Origin of the sequence: Alteromonas sp. CyTr2 (assembly GCF_947311905.1) — a bacterium.
GTDB lineage: Bacteria > Pseudomonadota > Gammaproteobacteria > Enterobacterales > Alteromonadaceae > Alteromonas > Alteromonas macleodii.
In genome coordinates this window covers 82,938-103,566 of the sequence record NZ_CAMZMZ010000003.1, presented here as the reverse complement: position 1 = coordinate 103,566, position 20,629 = coordinate 82,938, and the positions used below count along the sequence as shown (strand labels likewise).

Annotated in this window: 18 protein-coding genes and 9 tRNA genes; 14 read left to right on the top strand and 13 right to left on the bottom strand. The window is 43.5% G+C overall.

The annotated features are described in order from the left end of the window. Positions 1-26: 26 nt before the first annotated feature. The 5 genes from QME20_RS03080 to QME20_RS03060 form a co-directional block, all read right to left on the bottom strand. Positions 27-1,649, bottom strand: a complete 1,623-nt coding sequence (locus QME20_RS03080; protein WP_281715435.1) for a response regulator — start codon at positions 1,647-1,649, stop codon at positions 27-29. Positions 1,650-1,893: 244 nt separating this feature from the next. Further along, positions 1,894-1,969 (bottom strand) — tRNA-Val (locus QME20_RS03075). Positions 1,970-2,006: 37 nt separating this feature from the next. Next, positions 2,007-2,082, bottom strand: a tRNA-Val gene (locus QME20_RS03070). Positions 2,083-2,119: 37 nt separating this feature from the next. Next, positions 2,120-2,195 (bottom strand) — tRNA-Val (locus QME20_RS03065). 37 nt (positions 2,196-2,232) lie between these two features. Further along, positions 2,233-2,308: transfer RNA gene (locus QME20_RS03060), tRNA-Val, on the bottom strand. Between the two features lie 913 nt (positions 2,309-3,221). Here QME20_RS03060 and gltX point away from each other — a divergent pair. The 10 genes from gltX (at position 3,222) to QME20_RS03010 (ending at position 8,589) form a co-directional block, all read left to right on the top strand. After that, positions 3,222-4,631 (top strand): glutamate--tRNA ligase, encoded by a 1,410-nt coding sequence (gene gltX, locus QME20_RS03055; RefSeq protein ID WP_014948924.1) that lies wholly within the window; start codon positions 3,222-3,224, stop codon positions 4,629-4,631. 85 nt (positions 4,632-4,716) lie between these two features. Then, positions 4,717-4,792 (top strand) — tRNA-Ala (locus QME20_RS03050). A 92-nt stretch (positions 4,793-4,884) separates the two neighbouring features. Then, a tRNA-Glu gene (locus QME20_RS03045) sits at positions 4,885-4,960 on the top strand. A gap of 157 nt (positions 4,961-5,117) precedes the next feature. After that, positions 5,118-5,193 (top strand) — tRNA-Glu (locus tag QME20_RS03040). A 157-nt stretch (positions 5,194-5,350) separates the two neighbouring features. After that, positions 5,351-5,426, top strand: a tRNA-Glu gene (locus tag QME20_RS03035). A gap of 156 nt (positions 5,427-5,582) precedes the next feature. Next, a tRNA-Glu gene (locus tag QME20_RS03030) sits at positions 5,583-5,658 on the top strand. 348 nt (positions 5,659-6,006) lie between these two features. Continuing rightward, positions 6,007-6,912 carry a M14 family metallocarboxypeptidase gene (locus tag QME20_RS03025; RefSeq protein WP_281715434.1) on the top strand — a complete coding sequence of 302 codons (906 nt, stop codon included), beginning with the start codon at positions 6,007-6,009 and terminating at the stop codon, positions 6,910-6,912. Between the two features lie 59 nt (positions 6,913-6,971). Further along, entirely contained in the window at positions 6,972-7,193 is a 222-nt protein-coding gene (locus tag QME20_RS03020; RefSeq protein WP_049586856.1) for a hypothetical protein, read from the top strand. Continuing rightward, entirely contained in the window at positions 7,190-7,378 is a 189-nt protein-coding gene (locus QME20_RS03015; protein WP_281715433.1) for a DUF1289 domain-containing protein, read from the top strand. Before QME20_RS03020 ends, QME20_RS03015 begins: the two co-directional genes overlap by 4 nt. A gap of 272 nt (positions 7,379-7,650) precedes the next feature. Further along, positions 7,651-8,589 carry a tRNA-dihydrouridine synthase gene (locus QME20_RS03010; RefSeq protein WP_281715432.1) on the top strand — a complete coding sequence of 313 codons (939 nt, stop codon included), beginning with the start codon at positions 7,651-7,653 and terminating at the stop codon, positions 8,587-8,589. A gap of 29 nt (positions 8,590-8,618) precedes the next feature. On the opposite strand, the gene QME20_RS03005 is transcribed toward QME20_RS03010, so the two are convergent. From QME20_RS03005 to QME20_RS02995, 3 genes are all read right to left on the bottom strand, one after another. After that, a complete protein-coding gene (locus QME20_RS03005; RefSeq protein ID WP_281715431.1) occupies positions 8,619-9,593 on the bottom strand; it encodes a transposase in 975 nt (324 codons plus the stop codon). 257 nt (positions 9,594-9,850) lie between these two features. After that, positions 9,851-10,033, bottom strand: a complete 183-nt coding sequence (locus QME20_RS03000) for a hypothetical protein (protein WP_080589178.1) — start codon at positions 10,031-10,033, stop codon at positions 9,851-9,853. A 45-nt stretch (positions 10,034-10,078) separates the two neighbouring features. Next, a complete protein-coding gene (locus QME20_RS02995) occupies positions 10,079-10,735 on the bottom strand; it encodes an arylesterase (protein WP_281715430.1) in 657 nt (218 codons plus the stop codon). A 16-nt stretch (positions 10,736-10,751) separates the two neighbouring features. On the opposite strand from QME20_RS02995, the gene QME20_RS02990 reads away from it, so the two are divergent. Beyond that, entirely contained in the window at positions 10,752-11,450 is a 699-nt protein-coding gene (locus QME20_RS02990; RefSeq protein ID WP_039225748.1) for an ABC transporter ATP-binding protein, read from the top strand. Beyond that, complete coding sequence (locus QME20_RS02985) at positions 11,451-13,973, top strand: FtsX-like permease family protein (RefSeq protein WP_281715429.1); 2,523 nt, start codon at positions 11,451-11,453, stop codon at positions 13,971-13,973. 341 nt (positions 13,974-14,314) lie between these two features. On the opposite strand, the gene QME20_RS02980 is transcribed toward QME20_RS02985, so the two are convergent. Continuing rightward, positions 14,315-15,211: a TIGR01777 family oxidoreductase gene (locus QME20_RS02980; protein ID WP_281715428.1), complete on the bottom strand. Its 897-nt coding sequence runs from the start codon at positions 15,209-15,211 to the stop codon at positions 14,315-14,317. Positions 15,212-15,234: 23 nt separating this feature from the next. Next, entirely contained in the window at positions 15,235-15,603 is a 369-nt protein-coding gene (gene folX, locus QME20_RS02975; RefSeq protein ID WP_012517852.1) for a dihydroneopterin triphosphate 2'-epimerase, read from the bottom strand. A 73-nt stretch (positions 15,604-15,676) separates the two neighbouring features. Between folX and QME20_RS02970 the strand changes: the two genes are divergently transcribed. Continuing rightward, the gene (locus tag QME20_RS02970) at positions 15,677-16,717 is read left to right on the top strand and encodes an AI-2E family transporter (RefSeq protein WP_281715427.1); all 1,041 of its coding nucleotides are present in this window, start codon (positions 15,677-15,679) and stop codon (positions 16,715-16,717) included. Between the two features lie 277 nt (positions 16,718-16,994). Here QME20_RS02970 and QME20_RS02965 read toward each other — a convergent pair whose 3' ends face one another. The 3 genes from QME20_RS02965 to QME20_RS02955 are packed head-to-tail and all read right to left on the bottom strand — an operon-like array spanning position 16,995 to position 19,268. Beyond that, entirely contained in the window at positions 16,995-18,326 is a 1,332-nt protein-coding gene (locus QME20_RS02965; protein WP_281715426.1) for an ATP-binding protein, read from the bottom strand. Further along, entirely contained in the window at positions 18,323-18,997 is a 675-nt protein-coding gene (locus QME20_RS02960; RefSeq protein WP_014948936.1) for a response regulator transcription factor, read from the bottom strand. The genes QME20_RS02965 and QME20_RS02960 overlap by 4 nt, the downstream gene beginning before the upstream one ends. 1 nt (position 18,998) lies before the next feature. Then, positions 18,999-19,268, bottom strand: coding sequence for a PepSY domain-containing protein (locus QME20_RS02955; RefSeq protein ID WP_014948937.1), 270 nt, complete (start codon positions 19,266-19,268; stop codon positions 18,999-19,001). A 631-nt stretch (positions 19,269-19,899) separates the two neighbouring features. Between QME20_RS02955 and QME20_RS02950 the strand changes: the two genes are divergently transcribed. Beyond that, a complete protein-coding gene (locus QME20_RS02950; RefSeq protein ID WP_039230397.1) occupies positions 19,900-20,364 on the top strand; it encodes a pyridoxamine 5'-phosphate oxidase family protein in 465 nt (154 codons plus the stop codon). Positions 20,365-20,629 lie beyond the last annotated feature (265 nt).

Sequence of the window (20,629 nt, the reverse complement as noted above, 5' to 3'; positions counted from 1 at the left end):
AAGGGCGAGGGGAATAACTGACGTTATCATTCGCTCTTTAGAATGCTTTTCACGTTCTCGTAGCGAGAATACTGATCTTCTGACAAAGCTGCCGACTCGAGTGTTTCTCTGCATTTTTTGATGGCCGAAAGGGTGTCGGGAAGCATAGGCGCGTTAGCTTTTCGGGCCCTTACTATTGCTTGAAGGTAGTTAAGCGCAATAGAGGGATTTTTAGGCATAACGCGGAACGCTTGAGCAAATGTTGTGTAAGACTGTTCTAAATTACCTCGTTTATACTGCGCAACGGCGGTGTTGTTAAGTATTTTAGGGCTTAGCGTAATCGCCTCTTTTTCTTCTTTCTCTTGTTTTAAGTAGGTGGCCATGAGGTTTAATTCATCGTTCTCCTCATCCTGCCTTGATGAAATGGCGTCTAAGATCGCAAGGGACTCTTTCTTCATTCCTACTTCATGAAGGGCTTTGGCTCTATCAAGCAAGGCTTCTGTGGAGTGGTGTTGGGCATGATCTGTGTGAAAATCTGACAACAGCATTTGTGCTTTCACTGTGTCGTCTTTCAAATAATGAAGACGCGCGTCAATCACCGTCAGCTCATCGTTTAAGGCTGCTTTCGGGTGAGCCTTTTTCAACTGTCGCAAATACTCATTAGTTTGTTTAACTATGTTGTTTACGTGTTCGGGCTCAGATGTCATAGCAAAATCAACGCCCGCTCTTGCGGCAGTTAAATAAATATCTGGCTTGTCATGGATAGAGTCTTTCGCGTAGCGGACCACCTTTTTAGCGCTGTTAAACTGACTTTCGTAATCATGGGTGATCCGCGCCAAATTTATCGCTAACTTATGTCTAGCAATGTTTTGAGGTGAGATATTGCACGCCAGCGATGTACACTCCAGCGCGTCGTCAAAAGCTGACTGCTTAATTTGTAGTTTGGCGAGTAAGTCATAGGCCTCAAGCGCAGAGTCAGGTCGCATTGCTAACTGGATAACTTCTCTTTCGGCATCGTCCAATTCATTGAGCGCCAACAGACTCTTCGCGATCCCCATTTTTGCCCAGCTAAAATCTTGAACGTTAATTATCGATTCAAAGAAGGCTACGGCTTCTTGAAACCTTTCTGTGATAATCAACAAATCGCCTTTAATCTTCATCGCTAGCGGAAAGTGTTCGGCTTGCTCAGGCTGCAATAGAAAGAACTCAACCTCGGCCAGGGCTTTTTCGTAGTCCTTTTTATCCATGAATGAATAGATATTCTTTAGCGCTTTTTTCCTTGATAAAACCCTGGAAAGTCGCCTGTCTAACTCGTTAACCGAAAAGGGCTTAGCGATAAACTCATCCGGCTGTAACTCTATGATGGCGTGTACGACTTCTGCTGAGGTATCTGCACTGGTGAAGATGAATGCGCTGGTGAGGGGTAGTGATTGAGTTTCGTTTAGTTGCTCAAGTAAAAAATAACCGCCTTGTTCAGAGCGCAAATTATAAGAGCAGATAATGGCGTCATAATCATGTTCTTGCAGTGCGGAAAGGGCATGAGAGGGCCTATCAACATAGTTCATGTTCTTGAAACCTAACTGCTCAAGTGCATAGTGCATATGGCTTTTCGCCAGCACCTGGTTTTCAGCAATTAACAACTTAGTATTTCTAGCTAAGTGTAGTTTCATCAATTAGTAGCCTCTGAAACATGAGAACCCTTATTTTTCTTACCATATCACGGTAAGTACACCTTAAGTATAGTTCTTTATGGAGACTATCGCATAATGGAAGCTGCTCGTAGCTGAATTTCAGTACTGGTTATTGATAATGATTGCTGGATTTGGTGTAGGAGTAGCCAAAATGCTTTAACGTGACAACGACTAAGACATAGTTAGATTGTTGTGTTTGTAAAGATTGATATATTGAGAGGGATGGTGGACGCTACTGGGCTTGAACCAGTGACCCTCGCCTTGTAAGGGCGATGCTCTCCCAACTGAGCTAAGCGTCCGTATTTTTGATTTCACTGTTTAACCACGGTGAGGAAGTGGTGGACGCTACTGGGCTTGAACCAGTGACCCTCGCCTTGTAAGGGCGATGCTCTCCCAACTGAGCTAAGCGTCCATATTTTTGATTTCACTATTTAACCACGGTGAGGATGTGGTGGACGCTACTGGGCTTGAACCAGTGACCCTCGCCTTGTAAGGGCGATGCTCTCCCAACTGAGCTAAGCGTCCATATTTTTGATTTCACTATTTAACCACGGTGAAGAAGTGGTGGACGCTACTGGGCTTGAACCAGTGACCCTCGCCTTGTAAGGGCGATGCTCTCCCAACTGAGCTAAGCGTCCATATTTCTTTAAAGCTTGCCTAAGCAAGTGGGGCGGTATTATAGAGTCGGTTCCGTTAGTGTCAACAATAAAATTAAAGAAAAATGACTGTGTGCCCGAATTTTAGACACTCTGGCTGCATCTTAACTAAATTGATGAAAAGAACAGCGTTTTTAATCGCGTTTTTAATCCATCGATAGACAAAAACTGCAGCGTGGGTTTACACGAAAAAGCTGGAGCTTGGGTGGACAGACACTCGCTTCTTACTAAGAGTTGAAATAGAGGTTGGCTGGAATTGAAGTGGACAGTCACTTATTTACCACAAACATATAATTAAATTGGCCTCGCACAATGGGGCTTCGCACAATGGACACACACTCATTTTTTAAAAGAAGAAGTGGCAAACAAGGACAAAGTGCAAGCGCACAATGGAGCACAATGGACACCCACTTATTTTTTCGTAGCTTAACGCTAGTAAAACTAACCAAATAAAAGTGGTGCTTACTTTATTCTTGAAGTATCAATTGAATTACCAAGTGGACAGTTACTTATAAAACACGCAACGAAAAAACAAAGGAGAGAAGGAGAAAGGACAGACACTCACGTAAACCTGATAAAGTGCGTGCAGTATCTTCTTATTCAAAGTACCTGGTCTTTTCGGACACCCACTTACTTTTTTGAATCTATTATCGGTTCAGTCACTCTCTGATCGTTGGACTTATCTGAGTGTGTGTCCACTTCAGCAAGAAATGAATTTTGAAAAAGTGGGCTTCAACAATAAGTGTCTGTCCACTTTATAGCTCACTTTCTTCGTACCATCTAAACTACTTCAAAAGATTTCTTTTTCCTTCTATTCTTATCTTACTTTTGAAGTCGCGCTTACACTGGTAGAATGCGCCCAACTTTAGAAATACATTAACAATAGAGAGTGACCATGTCGGTTGTTACACGATTTGCACCCAGCCCAACAGGCTATCTTCACGTTGGCGGCGCACGAACTGCGCTTTATTCTTGGCTTCTTGCTAAAAGCAAAGGCGGCGAGTTTGTTCTTCGTATTGAAGATACAGATATCGAGCGTTCAACTGAAGAAGCAAAGCAGGCCATTCTAGACGGAATGCAATGGTTAGGTTTAACGTGGGATACGGGGCCAATCTATCAGACTGAGCGGTTCGATAGATATAAAGAACTTATTCAGCAGCTTTTGGATGAAGGTAAAGCGTATAAATGCTTTATGAGCTCTGAAGAGTTAGATGCGATTCGTGAAGCGCAAAAAGAACGTGGTGAGAAGCCTCGCTACCCAGGTACGTGGAGAGACAGAACTGATCATCCAGAAGGTCAGCCTTTTGTTATCCGCTTCAAAAACCCTCTAGAAGGTAAAGTGGTGATAAATGATCACGTGCGTGGAAAAATCGAGATTAGCAATACTGAGCTAGACGATCTTATTATTCAGCGCTCTGACGGTACCCCTACATATAACTTCTGTGTAGTTGTTGATGATTGGGACATGGGTATTACTCACGTAGTTCGTGGTGAAGACCATATTAATAACACGCCACGTCAAATCAATATTCTTGAAGCGCTTGGTGCACCTGTTCCAGAATATGCTCACGTTTCTATGATTTTGGGTGATGACGGCAAGAAGTTATCTAAGCGTCATGGCGCTGTAAGCGTGATGCAATATCGCGATGATGGTTTCCTACCGCAAGCTGTGCTTAATTACCTTGTTAGGTTGGGGTGGTCTCACGGCGACCAAGAAATTTTCTCAGTTGATGAAATGATTGAGAAATTCAGTTTAGATGCCATTGGGCAATCTGCATCGGCATTTAACACAGAAAAGCTAATCTGGTTGAATCAACACTACATTAAGACATTACCAGCAAGTGAAGTTGCGTCACACGCTAAATGGCACTTTGAAGAGTTGAATGTTGATTTAACGACAGGCCCAGCGCTTGAATCTATAATTGCTATTCAGGCCGATAGAGTAAAAACGCTAAAAGAGTTAGCTGAGATTTCTACGTACTTTTATCAAGACTATGAAGATTTTGATGCGAACGCAGCAAAAAAACACCTTCGCCCAGTAGCTCGCGGCCCATTAGAGCTTGCTAAAGATAAATTAATGGCAATTGAAGAGTGGAACCCAGAAAATATTCAGGCTGCTATAAATAGTACAGCCGAAGAATTGGAAGTGGGCATGGGGAAAGTAGGTATGCCGCTACGTGTAGCTGTGACAGGTGGTGGTAATTCACCGTCGTTAGATATCACGTTGAATCTTATCTCAAAAGAGAAAATTGGCGAGAGAATCGACAAAGCGCTTACTTTTATAGCAAACAGAGAAAATTCATAAAAAAAGCGTTGACATGACAGGGGGGGATGCCTAGAATGCGCCCCGCTGTCACGGAACAGTCACACAAAATGACTGGTACCATGATGGGGCCATAGCTCAGCTGGGAGAGCGCCTGCATGGCATGCAGGAGGTCGGCGGTTCGATCCCGCCTGGCTCCACCAAGTCACATTGAGATGTGGTTTGATATAGGCTGAAGTTGTTAACGCAGCTTCGGACTGAAAATTCGAAAACTTAGTTTCGAAGAAAGAATTCAGTCCCCTTCGTCTAGAGGCCTAGGACACCGCCCTTTCACGGCGGTAACAGGGGTTCGAATCCCCTAGGGGACGCCATTTTATCGCGTCACAGTCGATTAAAACTGTGAAATAGGCTGGAGTTGATTAATCAACTTCTGACTGAAAGTTTCGGTAAGGAAAGGTCGCTCAGTTCGCTGGCTCACTTCGCCTTACTGAAAATCTCGAAAGCGGTGCTTTCGACAGAAGATTTTCAGTCCCCTTCGTCTAGAGGCCTAGGACACCGCCCTTTCACGGCGGTAACAGGGGTTCGAATCCCCTAGGGGACGCCATTTTATCGCGTCGCAGTCGATTAAAACTGTGAAATAGGCTGGAGTTGATTATTCAACTTCTGACTGAAAGTTTCGGTAGGGTAAGGTCGCTCAGTTCGCTGACTCACTTTTCCTAACTGAAAATCTCGAAAGCGTTACTTTCGAAAGAAAATTTTCAGTCCCCTTCGTCTAGAGGCCTAGGACACCGCCCTTTCACGGCGGTAACAGGGGTTCGAATCCCCTAGGGGACGCCATTTTATCGCGTCACAGTCGATTAAAACTGTGAAATAGGCTGGAGTTGATTATTCAACTTCTGACTGAAAGTTTCGGTAAGGAAAAGTCGCTCAGTTCGCTAGCTCACTTTGCCTTACTGAAAATCTCGAAAGCGGTGCTTTTGAAAGAAGATTTCAGTCCCCTTCGTCTAGAGGCCTAGGACACCGCCCTTTCACGGCGGTAACAGGGGTTCGAATCCCCTAGGGGACGCCATATCGAAAAAACCAGCCATTCGGCTGGTTTTTTTGTTTCTGGCTTAAAACTTTGTGGACAGACACTGCAATTAAATCTGTAAGCAAATAAATGCAAAGCCATCTTAAGAAAGCTTCAGTGGACAGACACTCTTCTTTCCCTCTTTAAACCATCTACCTAGACATACACCGATCATTTTCATCGGAATTTGCAATTCTTACAAAAGAGGCGTCAACACCTTCGCGCAAGTACTTTTCAGAGGTTCAATGCGTAAAGAACTCATGTCACAACCCTTTAAGAAACTTTTGTGTGATAGATACGTGAGCTTGTTGAACTGTTATGATCTAAAAAATACAAAAGAGGTGTTATATGCAGAATTATCCAATTGGAACTCCTGGTGAGCCGTGGGGCGAAGAAGAAAAAGCCCAATGGAAAGCACAGCAGACTGTGAAAAGAAGCTATCAGGAAGAAGTACTTAATAAACTCTTCAACATTATCCCTGAAGGCTTTGAGTTAAAGCAGTATGGCGCACTTCCTTATGATACAGCGCGTTACCCACTATATGTTGTCACTCCCAAGAGTTTTGACGCTGAAAAGCCGTCTGCACTCGTTACGGGCGGAGTTCATGGTTACGAAACCAGCGGTGTGCAAGGAGCGCTTCAATTTATTGAAACCAAGTTGGCTCAGTACGCGGAGCAAGTAAATATAGTTGTGGTGCCATGTGTAAGTCCCTGGGGATACGAGTCGATAAATCGATGGAACCCAATGGCATTAGATCCGAATCGCTCGTTTTTCAGTGATTCTCCTGCACCTGAGTCTGCTCAGCTTATGCAATTAGTATCTGATTTAGCGTTATCTCTTACGCTTCATATTGATTTGCACGAAACGACAGACACGGACAATAGTGAGTTTAGACCAGCACTAGCTGCACGGGATGGGGTGAGCCATGATAACTGGAACATTCCAGATGGTTTCTATACGGTTGCTAATACTCCAAGCCCCCAAATAGAGTTTCAAAAAGCAGTTATTGAGGCTGTGAAAAAAGTAACGCATATCGCACCGGCCGATGAAAACGGAAAGATTATAGGTGCAGATGTGGTGAGTGAAGGTGTAATTTGCTATGACAAGAAGTCGTTGTACCTTTGTGGAGGTATGACAGATGCTAAGTACGTCACAACCACAGAAGTCTATCCCGATAGCGATAATGCGACACCCGAGAATTGCAATGATGCTCAGGTGGCCGCAATTTGCGCTGCACTCGATTATTTAAATTAGACGCTTGAACGTTTAGACGTCTAGATGTATATTTGAGCCTCTTTTTTAGGAGGCTCTTTGTGTTTACTTATTCTGCGGTTATTTACGACGGTAAAAAGCAAAATTTAGTGAGGTATGACTGTGGGACAGACACTGAGTTTTCCTCATATCTTGAATCGCGCTTTGGTTGTCATGTCTGTTTGTGGTCCAATAAAGAGCTATCAGAAACTACAATGGCAGCTATCGCAGCTTCGCGAGTAAAGAGTAAAAAAGACGGTCTGGATAAAACAGAAGCTTTATGAACTTAATTTCCCCCTGTGTAGCCTTGTGCAAATTAACCGAAGAAGACATTTGCATTGGGTGTAAACGTACGATTGAAGAAATCATTAATTGGCGGACATACACCGATAATCAAAAGAAGGGCGTATTCACTCGCCTTGAAAATTTAGAAAAGGAAGCCGCTACCCAGTTACAGCCTCGTAAATAGGCTAAGTGCGAATTTCTATCAAAATTTCTCTACAAACGGACAGACACACAAGTTTTTCTATTCGTATAGAATTAGAAGCCTGCATCACTCCCACATGAAGTAAAGTGTCTAGAGGACAGACACTTACTAAATTTAAACAGTTGCAATTTAAAACCACCTTAAATAGACAGTCACAGAAGTTGAAAAACTAAGCATCAAAGCCTGGCTGATATAAGTGCTTTTTGCTAAACTCCCGCGCCAATTTTATGTTCTATTAATCTGAGACGTTTGCAATGAAAGTAATGCTTGCCCCTATGGAGGGCGTTGTCGACCACTTAATGAGAGATATGCTCACTCGCGTGGGTGGTTTCGATCAGTGCGTTACTGAATTTGTAAGAGTGGTCGATCAAAAGTTACCAAAGAAAACGTTTTATAGACTTTGCCCTGAGCTTCACAATGGCGGCAAAACTCCGGCAGGTGTGCCTGTCCGAGTTCAATTATTAGGACAACATCCACAGTGGCTTGCAGAGAATGCACAAACAGCGATAGAGCTGGGCTCTCCTGGTGTTGACCTAAATTTTGGTTGCCCTGCCAAAACAGTTAATAAAAGTAAGGGCGGGGCGGTTTTGTTGAAAGAAACCCAAACCCTTTATGACATTGTGAAAGCTGTAAGGGACGCTGTTCCTGCAGAAATCCCAGTTTCAGCCAAAATCAGACTAGGTTTTGAAGACAAATCTTTAGCTATCGAGAATGCTATAGCTATCACTGAAGCGGGCGCTTCTGAGCTCGTTGTTCATGCGCGGACCAAAACGGAGGGATATAAACCACCGGCTTATTGGGACTGGATAGCGAAGATAAAGCAACACACCGATATTCCACTTGTTGCAAATGGTGAAATTTGGAACGCTGAAGACGCTAAGCGATGTCAGAGCCAATCAGAGTGTACCAACCTTATGATTGGACGAGGTGCATTGGCAATGCCTAATTTGGCGCTGAGTATTAAAGAGGGTGTAGCACCTATGCCATGGTCTGAACTGGCTGCTTTGCTGATTCAGTACTCTGGCTACGAAATTTTTGGTGATAAGGGCAAATATTACCCCAACCGAATTAAGCAATGGTGCGGCTATCTGAAAAGACAATACCCTGAAGCTGAAGTTCTGTTCAATGACATAAGGCGCCTAACGAAATCTCAGGACATTGTTGATGTGCTTGCACGCCAAGCCGGTATTTAGCCAAGTACTTTTGCAATAGTGTTAGAGGTTCACGACAGATACCTTTGAGCATTTGCAACGTTTGGGCGACATGCCCTTTGGCAGCATTTGGCGAAATTCTCCATCATCTCGGGGCAACCGACAGGCCCAGTAAAAAGTGTTTCAAAATTACTAGTTACTAGCTGCCAGTTCTCTTTTGTCATTCCAAGCTTACTTAGCAAGCGGTTGGGAAGCTTTGGGACTTTGCAGGTATCGTTATTACTCTCTGCATTCATCGTATCAGTGATAAGCTGCAAATAATCGGTAAATGCGAAGGGCAACGGCACGGTGTTCTTGTGGTGACTATCGCTAAAGGGCATCAAAAACTTAGGCGTTTTATTCGAGCATTTGGCATTCAACCGATATTGGATACTAGTATGGTGAGAGTTGCTTAGCGTCGTCGCTATTTTTGCTCGAATGGGATTTAAATCGACGTAAGCCATTACACTGGCCAGTGCTTTCTCATCGAGTATAGCTTGTGACCTAAACCTTCTTTCCCAGAAATAGCCCTTACATTCATCTTCTTTGTTAGCTCTTCGAGCAATATATTCATTGAGCATACGCATAAACCAGCTGATGCTTTGAAGTCGCTCTCGATATATAACAGATAGTGATTTTAATTCTGCTAGCTCATCCAACGTTACAGAATCAAAATTTTCTAAATATCGCTGCACTACGGGCGGGCATTTATAGAACATCCTCCACCGAAGCAAGACCTCATCCATCGTCCAGCCTTCAGCTCTGCCTTTTGCTATATGCAAGACCACATGAATGTGATTGTGCATAACAGCGTAGGCGCATAAGTCGATGGCAAAAGCTTGAGAAAGCTTATGGAGCCTGTCTTGAATCCACTTCCTTCTATGCTCGTAGTTAATGCCAGTGCGAGCATCGCGACCACAAAGGTAAGATTGCCTCACACAGCGAGAAATGCAGTGGTAATAAGGCGTGACATCGGTGTTTATTTGCTTGTAACGAGGTAGAGGCATATCCGTATCCCATAGTTATTTAGTAACATTATGAGATTTACGGCGTCAATTTTAAGTGGTCTTTGGGACAGTTTTAGGGACGGTTATTTTTGCTGAGTGCTCTTTCGATCAAATCTCAGAACTGACAATCGTGGACAGACACTCGAATTTCATAACGGATAGACGTCAATCGTTAGGTCAATTTGACCCAAAAGAAAAAGGACAGACACCCTTATTCACCGGGTGTCTGTCCCTAACAATTTAATTTAAAGGGCAAGTTATACAAACACGTCAACCCTAGAACCCACACGCCCATCGTTAGCGCTTGAGGTCTGCTGTGTGCTCTGGGGCTGAGTCTCGCGACTTTCTTGCACATTACGGGGCTCAACCTGTTGAGTAGGTCGCTGTGGCGATTCTAAGACAGTGGAAACAGGAGACGAATTAACAGAAGAAACGTCCATAAACAAACCTCGCATTTAAAAAATCACTTGATAAGATTAGCACAATTATTGAGCGATAAGAATTAAACTTCTTAAGTGTCTGTCCATAAAATTAGCGATCAAAGGCTGTGCCTCAGCATTGGGATGAATACCATCGTTTTGCATTAAGTCCTTATTTAGCGCTATTTCTTGAAGGAAAAATGGAATTTTTTGAACGTCCTGAGCTTCCGCTACTTTATTGAAGTTTTGAGTAAACATCTGCGTATAGCGCTTGCCATAATTAGAAGGAATTTGCATTTCTTGCAGAAACACTACGGCATTACTCTCCTTCGCAACGGTTACCAGAGAGTCTAAATTATCCTTAATCTTACCGATATTGTGCCCCTGAAGGCCGTCATTACCACCCAGTTCAATCAATACATGGGTAGGATTGTGTTGCTCTAATAAACGAGGAAATCGCGCTAAACCACCGTCAGTGGTCTCTCCGCTTACCGCAGCATTTACAATATCAATCGGAATGTTGTCGTCTTGCCACATCTTTTGTAACAAACTGACCCAACCCTCATGTTGCTGTAATCCATAGGCCGCGGATAAACTGTCACCTAAGATAAGTAAAACCGCATTTTCGCTTGTGTCGCTCTGCTCAGCTTGATCTGATAGCGCTTGAAAGGGTATTAAAAGAATAAGTAAAAAAGCGAACAAATAACGAAATTTAACAAACACGAATTGATGACCTCTTATGATAAAAGCTAATGCTGTAACCAAAGTAGTGGATACGAGTGAAGGTTCACTGCAGATCCTTCGTCCTATTTCTTTTGAAGTCAAGTCTGGTGAGTCCGTTGCCATTATTGGCGCGTCAGGCTCGGGTAAGTCAACCCTTTTGGGCTTGTTGGCAGGGCTTGACCAAGTTACAGAAGGGGAAATTTTCTTAGATGGCGAAGCTCTTCACAGCATGAATGAAGAAGAGCGCGCAATTTTAAGAGGAAATAAAGTAGGCTTCATTTTCCAAAGCTTTATGTTAGTTCAAAGCTTAACAGCCTTGGAAAACGTGATGCTACCGGCAGAAATTGCAGGGCTTGATAACCCAAAGGCACTAGCTTTGGATATTCTAGAGCAGGTCGGATTGAAACATCGCGCACATCACTTCCCTAATCAGTTGTCGGGGGGCGAGCAACAGCGCGTTGCCATAGCGCGAGCATTTATTACCTCTCCCAAAATACTTTTCGCCGATGAGCCTACCGGCAATCTTGACGCCAAAAATAGTGAAAAAATCGAAGCGCTGTTGTTCGAGATGAATAGAGAAAAAGGCACAACTCTCGTACTCGTAACTCATGATAACGAGCTTGCGGAACATTGTGACAGGCAACTCACTATGAATGCTGGCGAATTAGTTGAAACAACTGGCGCGAACACAATGAATAAGAAAGAGGCGGTTTAGATGTCGACGTCTTTTAATTTAGCTTGGCGGCTTTTCAAGCATGAGGCTAGACGTGGTGAACTGACCATCATATTGCTGGCCATTGTGCTATCTGTGGCAGCCGTTTTGTCGCTGTCACTTTTCAGTGAGCGTTTACAGGGAGCGCTCAAGTCTCGTTCTGCGGAATTCATTGCAGCAGATGCTCAACTTCGCTCAGACGATCCTATAAATGAGGAATGGTTGGCTAGAGCCCAAGAAGAGGGCCTTGAGACTGCAAAGCAGGTGGCAACACGTTCAATGGTATTTAAAGGGGACGAGATGTCGCTTGTTGATTTACGAGCTGTGAATGACGCTTATCCACTGAAAGGGACAGTCAATATTACCGACCAGCCTTTTGGAGAAAAACGCAAAACTGCAGAATTACCTCAGTCTGGGGAAGCATGGGTACAGTCTCGGCTTTTTCAGAGCTTGGGGCTTTCTATTGGCGATAGTATCGAAATTGGTGATGGAACTTTTACCGTCACCCATGTATTGGTAGATATTCCCGATGCTGGCTTTAGCGTGTTTAATACTGACCCTATTGCGCTAATTAACTTAAACGACTTGGAAAAAACTGCGATAACCGGACCAGGGAGTCGCGCTCGTTATGTGGGCTTTTTTGCCGGTGATGCGGGTGATATAGAAAGTTTCAATACCTGGTTATTACCCCAATTAAATGATGACCTACATTCGTGGCGGACAGTCGAAGATGACGAGTCAGCGATAGGGCGTTCTGTCGCAAGTGCTGAGCGCTATTTTCTGTTAGCGAGTTTGTTGGCAATAGTATTAGCGGCCGTTTCCATTGCCGTTGCAGCTCAGCGTTATGCTCAACGTCACTTTGATCCCGTAGCAATAATGAAGACCTTGGGGGCAACAAGCAGCACCATTCGAAAAGTCTATTTGTTCCAAATTTTATTTATCACTGGGCTTGGTATTTTTATTGGCCTCGTTATAGGTTTTATCGGTCAGCAAGTGGTGGTTTCACTTGTAGCGGACAGAGTGGATGTATCTCTTGACGTGTGGCATTGGCGGCCGCTTTTAATCGCCGTTGCTACAGGCGCTACGTGTGCATTGCTCTTTTCCTTATATCCGCTTTTGCAGCTATTTTCAGTTCCCCCGCTTCGCGTATTAAGAAAGGACATATCAGCGAATTTACGTTCCAGAAGCATTCAGTTCGTGGCATCAGGTGGTGCGATATTTTTATTGATGTGGATGTATAGCCGCGATTTAAAAATTAGCGCTATTCTTTTCGTTTCCGGCGCTGCGTTGGTGCTCGGATTACTTGGTGCTACGTATATCTTAATTGCAGTAGGTCGCAAGCTGGGCAGTGGAAGAATGGGGGCGTGGCAGTTGGCATGGGCACGTATTAAGCGACGTGCAATGGACAACAGCGTGCAGCTTATTAGCTTTTCCGTCACCATTATGTTGCTTTTAGTGGTGCTGGTAATGCGCAACGATATGGTTTCACAATGGCGCTCGCAATTGCCAGAAGGTACACCCAATTATTTCTTAATTAACATTACGCCAGACATCCAACCAGAATTGGACAGACACTTCGCTGACAATGGCTTAAAAATTGAAGAGTTTTATCCTGTCATTCGAGGCCGATTTGTTTCGGTAAATGGAGAAGGGGTAAACACCGAGGTTTCTAAAGAAGATGAGCCGAATCGAGAAGGCCGAAGAGGTTTAGGCAGAGAAGCAAACCTAACTTGGAGCAACACGCTTCAAAAAGAAAACGAGGTCATTGACGGGAACTGGCATGGCGATGAGAATAAGCAATACAGCGAAGGATGGTTCCCGGTTTCCGTTGAAGAAGGCGTTGCAGAAAGGTTGAATATTAAAATGGGCGATCGGCTTACTTTTAATGTGGGAAGCGAGATTGTCGAAACGAAAGTAACGAGTATTCGTACTGTGAATTGGCAGACTATGCAGCCTAACTTTTTCTTCGTTATTCACCCTGAGGCAATGGCCGCATTTAGCCCAACTTATATTACTAGTTTCTACCTTCCTACCGAGAGAAAGGCAGAGTTAACTAACCTACTTAAACCGTTTGCATCAATAACTATGTTCGACGTTGATGCTCGAATTAATCAGTTGCGAGAGATTGTGGATCAGGTGTCTGTTGCCGTTGAATTTATTTTGGTGCTGGTATTGTTAGCGGGCAGTCTGGTATTGATTGCACAAGTACAGGCGAGTATGGATGAACGCAGACAGGAAATAGCCATACTTCGGACGCTAGGTGCAAAGGGGGCGTTGATAAGAAAAAGTGTTATTTTTGAGTTTGTTATCATTGGTGTAGTAGCAGGCTTTATGGCAGCAATGGCCAATGAGTTGAGCCTTTATTTACTTCAAACCTCTGTATTCCAAATGGAAGCAAGCTTACACCCAGAATACTGGGCAATAGCGCCAAGCGTTGGCGCTGTCGTTGTAGGCATATTAGGTGCGTTTGGATGCTGGCGTTTGCTTACACTTAATACCAGTCAGATGCTGCGGAATATGGTTTAGGTATTGTTGCGTTAGTTTAAAATGCGCTTTAATACAAAACGGACAGACGCTCGGTCAAGTGCCGTTTAGATTAAGGGCAGTGGACAGTCACTCAATTCAAATGAGTGTCTGTCCACTGTGCATTTCACAGCAAAGTTCACTAATTACAAAAGAATGGTTTTCGCGAAGAGTTTGAGAAGTGCTCTGGTTTGATAGTAAATAGATGTTTTTGAGGTTTGTAACTAAGCAAAGTGCCTCGCGATAATGTTGTGCAATAAATGTGGACACACACTTGCTTAGCAATTCAAGTGACTGTCCACAAGGCACATACACAAGGCACATAACGAATTTCAGTAATTCAACTATGCGCGATATATTTCTCTTAGCGCTTCGTCGATAGAAGGGAAGTCAAAACTGAAACCGGCGGTAGTGAGCTTTTGAGGAATGACTCTTTGCCCTTCAAGTATCATCGTCGATGATTCGCCCATGGCTACTTTCATAACAAAGCCCGGGACATTGAACAGGCAAGGTCGGTTAAGTGATTTTGCGAGCGCTTTAGAGAACTCCTTGTTCGTCACTGGTTCCGGTGCCGTTAAATTAAATGCACCAGAACATGCACTATTCTCGAGCAAGAACGAGATAGCACGCACCATATCTTGTAAGTGGATCCAGGCCAAATACTGACTACCACTCCCAAGTGTACCTCCGGCCCCCAATTTAAACGGTAGTGCCATTTTCCCTAACGCTCCGCCTTTTTCGGTGAGAACTACACCAGTTCGAAGCGTTACGACACGTGTCTTAGCTTGATCTACACTTTGGGCAATAGTCTCCCATTTAGCGCACAGTTCATGGGTGAACTCGTTATGAGGAGGAGTTTCTTCAGTTACAAGCTTGTCTCCTTGATTGCCGTAGTAACCAATCGCGGAGCCCGATAAGAAAACAGGCGGAGGCCCATCACAACTATTTATTTTTGAGACTAGCTCAGAAGTGATGTCCCAGCGGCTATTGCAAATTATTTTCTTTTGAGTGTCTGTCCAGCGCTTATCGGCGATAGGCTCACCAGCTAAATTAATTACTGCGTCGAAACTTTCAAAATTTTCTATCGAAGAAACGTTCTCGACGATTTTGACGTTATCCCCCAATTTGCTCTTTGCTTTTGTAAAGTCGCGAGAAATCACCGTAAATTCATGTTCTCGAGAATATTGACGAATAAATTCGCTTCCTATCAGCCCTGTTCCACCGGTCAAAAGAATGTTCACAATTAGCTCCTCGAGGTATGACCTTATCCCGTCTTATTGCAAGATAGTGTCAGGGACACGGAATCAGAAAATCTAAGGGCATGTGGCTTATCGACCTCAACCTCAGCGTAGCGCACCGAAGAATGTTCTGCGGCAATGCTTAGCACATCGGCGGTAAGTTTTTCCAGAAGAGAAAAACGGTTGTCTTCTACAAGCTTGATGATTGCCTTTGTAATCGTTTTATAGTTAAGCGCATCACTCATATCGTCGGTGTTCGTCGCTTTTTCAGCGTCGTAATCAATTTTCACGTTAACAACAACGTCCTGCTTGTTTTTTATTTCATCTTCATTGATGCCAATGTATGTGCGTAGTCTTAGGTTTTTAATTTTAATAGTGGCAAGATTAAAGTTCATTGAAGTCTCTTGTTTGTAGTTGTTTATAAGTCGTTGTAAAGTGTTGTCGTTTCAGTCAGGAATGTAGCACAAAATGTCAATGGAACTACGCTCGCCAACAGCAAAAATTTTAATCGTTTTAGCATGTTTAGTAGTGGTAATGGCTGGTATTAAAGCCGCCAGTACGATCATGGTACCGTTTTTTCTCTCTATTTTTATAGCGATCGCGTGTAGCCCAATAATACGTTGGACTTCGAAATTTGGCGTGCCTAAATGGCTCTCTATAACTTTTGTTATACTGCTTATCGTTGTTTTTGGTTTTCTTTTAGCTGGCTTAGTTGGCCAGTCTATGACCGAGTTTCGAGAAAATTTGCCAGAATATAGAAGTAAGCTTGATACAGAGTTTGCCTGGGTTGTGTCCAAATTGGCTGAATTTAATATTCACATCAATAGAGAGTTAATCGCTTCGCACCTTGATCCAGCAACGGCTATGTCTGTAGCAACAAATTTCATCAGCGGAATGGGCGGCGTACTTTCAAACCTTTTCCTTATTCTTCTTACTGTCATTTTTATGCTTTTTGAAGCAGACAGTATTCCACGCCGGTTGCATATTGCCCTTGCCGATCCTGGAATGAAACTAAAGCATATCGACAGATTTATTCGTTCTGTGAACAGTTACTTAGCGATAAAAACTGTGGTCAGTTTAGGAACAGGTCTGATTATTGGTATTTGGCTGTATGTGATGGGAGTAGATCATTTCATGCTTTGGGCTGTGTTGGCTTTCATGCTCAACTTTATTCCTAACATTGGCTCAATTATCGCTGCTGTGCCCGCAGTATTGATAGCCTTTGTTCAACTTGGCCCTGCCTCGGCAGGTTTCGCAGCGCTTGGCTTTGTGCTTGTTAATACCATCATGGGTAATATAGTGGAACCTCGATTGATGGGTAAGGGCATGGGGCTCTCTACGCTCGTAGTATTCCTTTCGTTAATATTTTGGGGGTGGCTGCTAGGCACCGTTGGAATGTTGCTATCAGTTCCGTTAACCATGGTGGTAAAAATAGCTCTAGAGTCTCGCGAGGAGAGCAAGTGGCTTGCAGTGCTGTTATCGAGTGAAGGTGAGAAGTCTGCGTCGTAACTTAGTGGAAGTAGAAAGTGGACAGACACCTGTTTGAAAGTCGATAGTGGACAGACACTCAATCGATTTAAAAAAAACTCTCATTGGTCTCTAGCTAAACAGTCAATTGAGAATGTGTCAGTCCCCCCAAACTTTTGTGCAAGATTAAGTGTGTGTCCGCTTTCCATACGCCCCAACTTTTGTAGGAACTCAAGTGTCTGTTCACTCTCATATTTGAGCAATTGAAAGCTCAAGGATTTAACGGTCATGCACAAACTTCGTTGTACTTTTTAAAGCACTATTCGTGATTGGGAAATTGAATAACGATACGTGCACCGCCAAGCGAACTGTCCTCGATGAGCATTCTGCCTTCGTAGATTGAAACTAAATCGGCCGCCAACGCCATGCCTATTCCGTGGCCTTCTGTATAGGTATCAAGTCGAGTTCCTCGCTCTAACAAAAGCACCTTTTTGTCGTCAGGAATACCAGGGCCGTCGTCTTCTACTTTAATTGTTAGCCAACCAGCACGCTTCGACGCTGATACGATAATTCTATTGGTCGCTGCTTTGCATGCATTGTCTAGAAGGTTGCCACATAGTTCCATGAAGTCGGTCTCGTCTCCTTTAAACTGAGTATCCTCATCCAGTTCAAACTCTATAGTAAGGGCTTTATCTTGGTAGACCTTGTCCATTGCATCGGCAAGCTTGTGCAAAATGGGTAGTATATAGATAGCTTGTTGCCAGCTAGATTTTCCAGCACTCGCTCTTTTCAACTGGCGTTTAATGATTCGGTCAATTTGCTGTAATGCTTCGTTTACCCCAGTAGGTAAATCGCTAGTGCCCGATGCTACTGCCAAAGGCGTTTTCAAACTATGTGCTAAGTCTCCTAAACTGTTTTTATATCTCGCCCTTTGGGCGGCCTCAGTTTGAAGCAAACCATTAATGGATTGTTTTAAGGAATCGAATTCAACGGGATAGCGTGATTCTAACTGGCGTTTATGTCCACTTGAGGCTTGTGAAATTTCGTCAATTAACTTCCTAACAGGAAGAAGTACTAGGCTAATCCCGATAATAATAAAAATTAGGAGCGCTATACAGAGCGTGAAAATCCACTGCCACGTCGTGTCTAAGAACGTATTCCGCTCTGCTTCAAAAAGTGCTTTATTGTTAAATATATAAAACCGAACAGGCTCGAAGTCTCTACTTGAAGCAAATTCTGCTGTGAAGGCATATACAAAAAACTGGGAATCTTCTTCAAACTTAGGTGTATGAGAATCCAGAAATAACTCGTTACCGACTGCAACGTCTATCTCAGGTGGTGAAAAGGTATATTCAAGAGCTGAGGCTGACTGCCAAATTACTTCGTCTCGAAACACAATCACGCCAAGATAACCTGATCCCGGAAGGTTTAACTGCTCTTCGTATAAAATTTCAGGCATATAGGGCAGGTCGCCATCTAACTCGAAAGCCGATAACAGACCTAAGTTCATCAACCTAAGCTCACTCATCTTGGCTTGCGTAAGGCTATCAGTATATGCCTCGTCTAAAATGACAACAGTAAACGGCGCAAATAACGCTAGAAGAACAATCGCTAGAAAGATACTCCGAAGACGTAGCGACAATTGCCTCATAAACTTCTATTTATCCTATAGCCTCTACCTCGAAGGGTTTCGATTGGCTTTAACTCACCGGTTGGGTCCAGCTTTTTCCGCAGTCTTCCCACGAAAACCTCTATGACATTACTATCTAAATCGAAATCTTGGTCATAAATGTGCTCGGTTAGCTCTGTTTTTGAGATGACCTTTTGCGGATTAAGCATAAGGTACTCCATGACTTTGTATTCGTAAGCTGTTAGATCCAAAGCTTGACCGTTTAACGATAGTTCTTCACTAACGGTATCCAGCGAGATAGGGCCGAACTGAATGGTTGGGTTCGCTTGTCCAGAAGCTCGTCGAATTAGTGCTTTTGTTCGAGCAAGTAACTCTTCGTTATGAAAGGGTTTGGTGAGGTAGTCATCGGCTCCGGCATCAAGGCCTTCCACTTTCTCTTGCCACCTATCTCTAGCAGTTAAAATGAGTATAGGGCAGGAAATATCAGCTTGACGGGCTTTTCGTATAACCTCAAATCCGTCTAGCTTTGGCATGCCGATGTCGACGATAGCCAGGTCATAGCTATATTCTTTAATGAGAAAAAGCGCGTGCTCACCATTATCTGCGAGGTCTACGCTATAGCCATTTTGCTGAAGGAGCGCATCAAGCTGGGTTAATAATCTGCTATCGTCTTCGGCTACGAGGATACGCATGTTAGTCCTTATCTTTATTTGTTTTTACCTTGCCTGAGCGTTTGTCTACATCTACTGATACTACTCGCCCTGACTTTTTAAGTACTTTTACCCGGTAGTTTTTTGAGGTCTGTTCAACTTTTAAGACGCGTCCATTTACAGCAACGCGAGCACGCTCAGCAGCTTCGCTTTTTGATATATCGCCGCCAGAGTCTTGAAACGCCAAAGCTGGCGCTGTGTTAGACAAAGCTAACACTAAACAAACTACTGCAACACGAAGCGATAATTTCATACAACCTCACAATTATTATCCCACTCAGGCCAAACTACAGATAAGTATAACTTGGTTAACTGAACCCATTCTGAACTAGGTTTAGTCTACCTTGCGGAGCAAAAGCTGTATATAAGCCTTAAGTAAATGGCATTTACGAAAGAGCAAATATTGTGGACAGACACTTAGTTGCTAAGAGGCCGGAAGTCAAAATGAGAGTGTCTGTCCACAAGTCTATTTCTAAGCTTCAAAGTGGCGCATATATTTAAGTGCTCTCGTTAGTAAGTCATATTGAGTAATCTTTACTCTTATTTTGAAAAAGTGTCTGTCCACTTTGTTGATTGTTATTAAGGGGGACCAATGTTTATTGTGCAAACGAGTGACTGTCCACGGTTTTTGTAAATTAGTTCTCAACGCTCATATGGATGTATGAGTGTGTGTCCAAAGCTGTATCTAACTAGTGTGTAGTGAAGAGCTTACGTTTCTCAATAACTCTTTTGGCAGCTGAGCGGGATGATATTGATTTTTTTGGCATGCCACGTGCGAGGCATAAGCTTCAGATGAATCAATAAAATGAAAATAAGGCGTTTAGTTCAACTACCCCATTCAATAGTAACGTCGGACAGACACTTATTTTCAACAAGGAGGAGCTATGTCTAGCGATATTAAGAAAACAATGTGGAAAGCAATGTCAGATAGTCCAAAAGTAATGGTAAGTCTGGTAGGCGAGGATATGCATGCCGAGCCTATGTACGCCCAACTTGATAAAGACGCTGATAGCGAGTTTTGGTTTTACACTAGTCGAGACAACCGCATTGCTAAAGGTGGAAAAGCCATGGTTCATTTTGCATCCAAAGGTCATGATGTATTTGCTTGTATCCGAGGCAACCTCACTGTTGAATCACGTAAAGAGGTGATTGATAAATACTGGTCTAATCCAGTAGAAGCATGGTTCGAGAAAGGTAAAGATGATCCTTCTTTATTAATGCTTCGCTTCGAACTTATAGATGCAGAAGTGTGGGATGCAGACCCTTCACTCAAAGGCATGTTTAAAATGCTTACTGGTAAAACGGTAAAGCCAGAAGAGATGGGTGAACACGAAAAGGTCGATCTTTAAACGCAGTATAATGGGCCAATTTTATGACGAAGCTTTGAGGCGCTGGGACACTTACTCAGAGGAGCGAGTGTCTGTCCACAAGGGATTGGTTATTACGGTTGTTGGCTGATTATTAAGTGACTGCCCATTATCAACCAAAGGAAGCTTGGCAAACAATTACGAGTGCGTGTCCTCATTAGTCTAGCAATTGAGTGTCTGTCCACACTAGTTTAATGAATAAGTGTTAGCTTTGTTACTGTTGAAGCAACAAAAAAGCCCCTTAAAA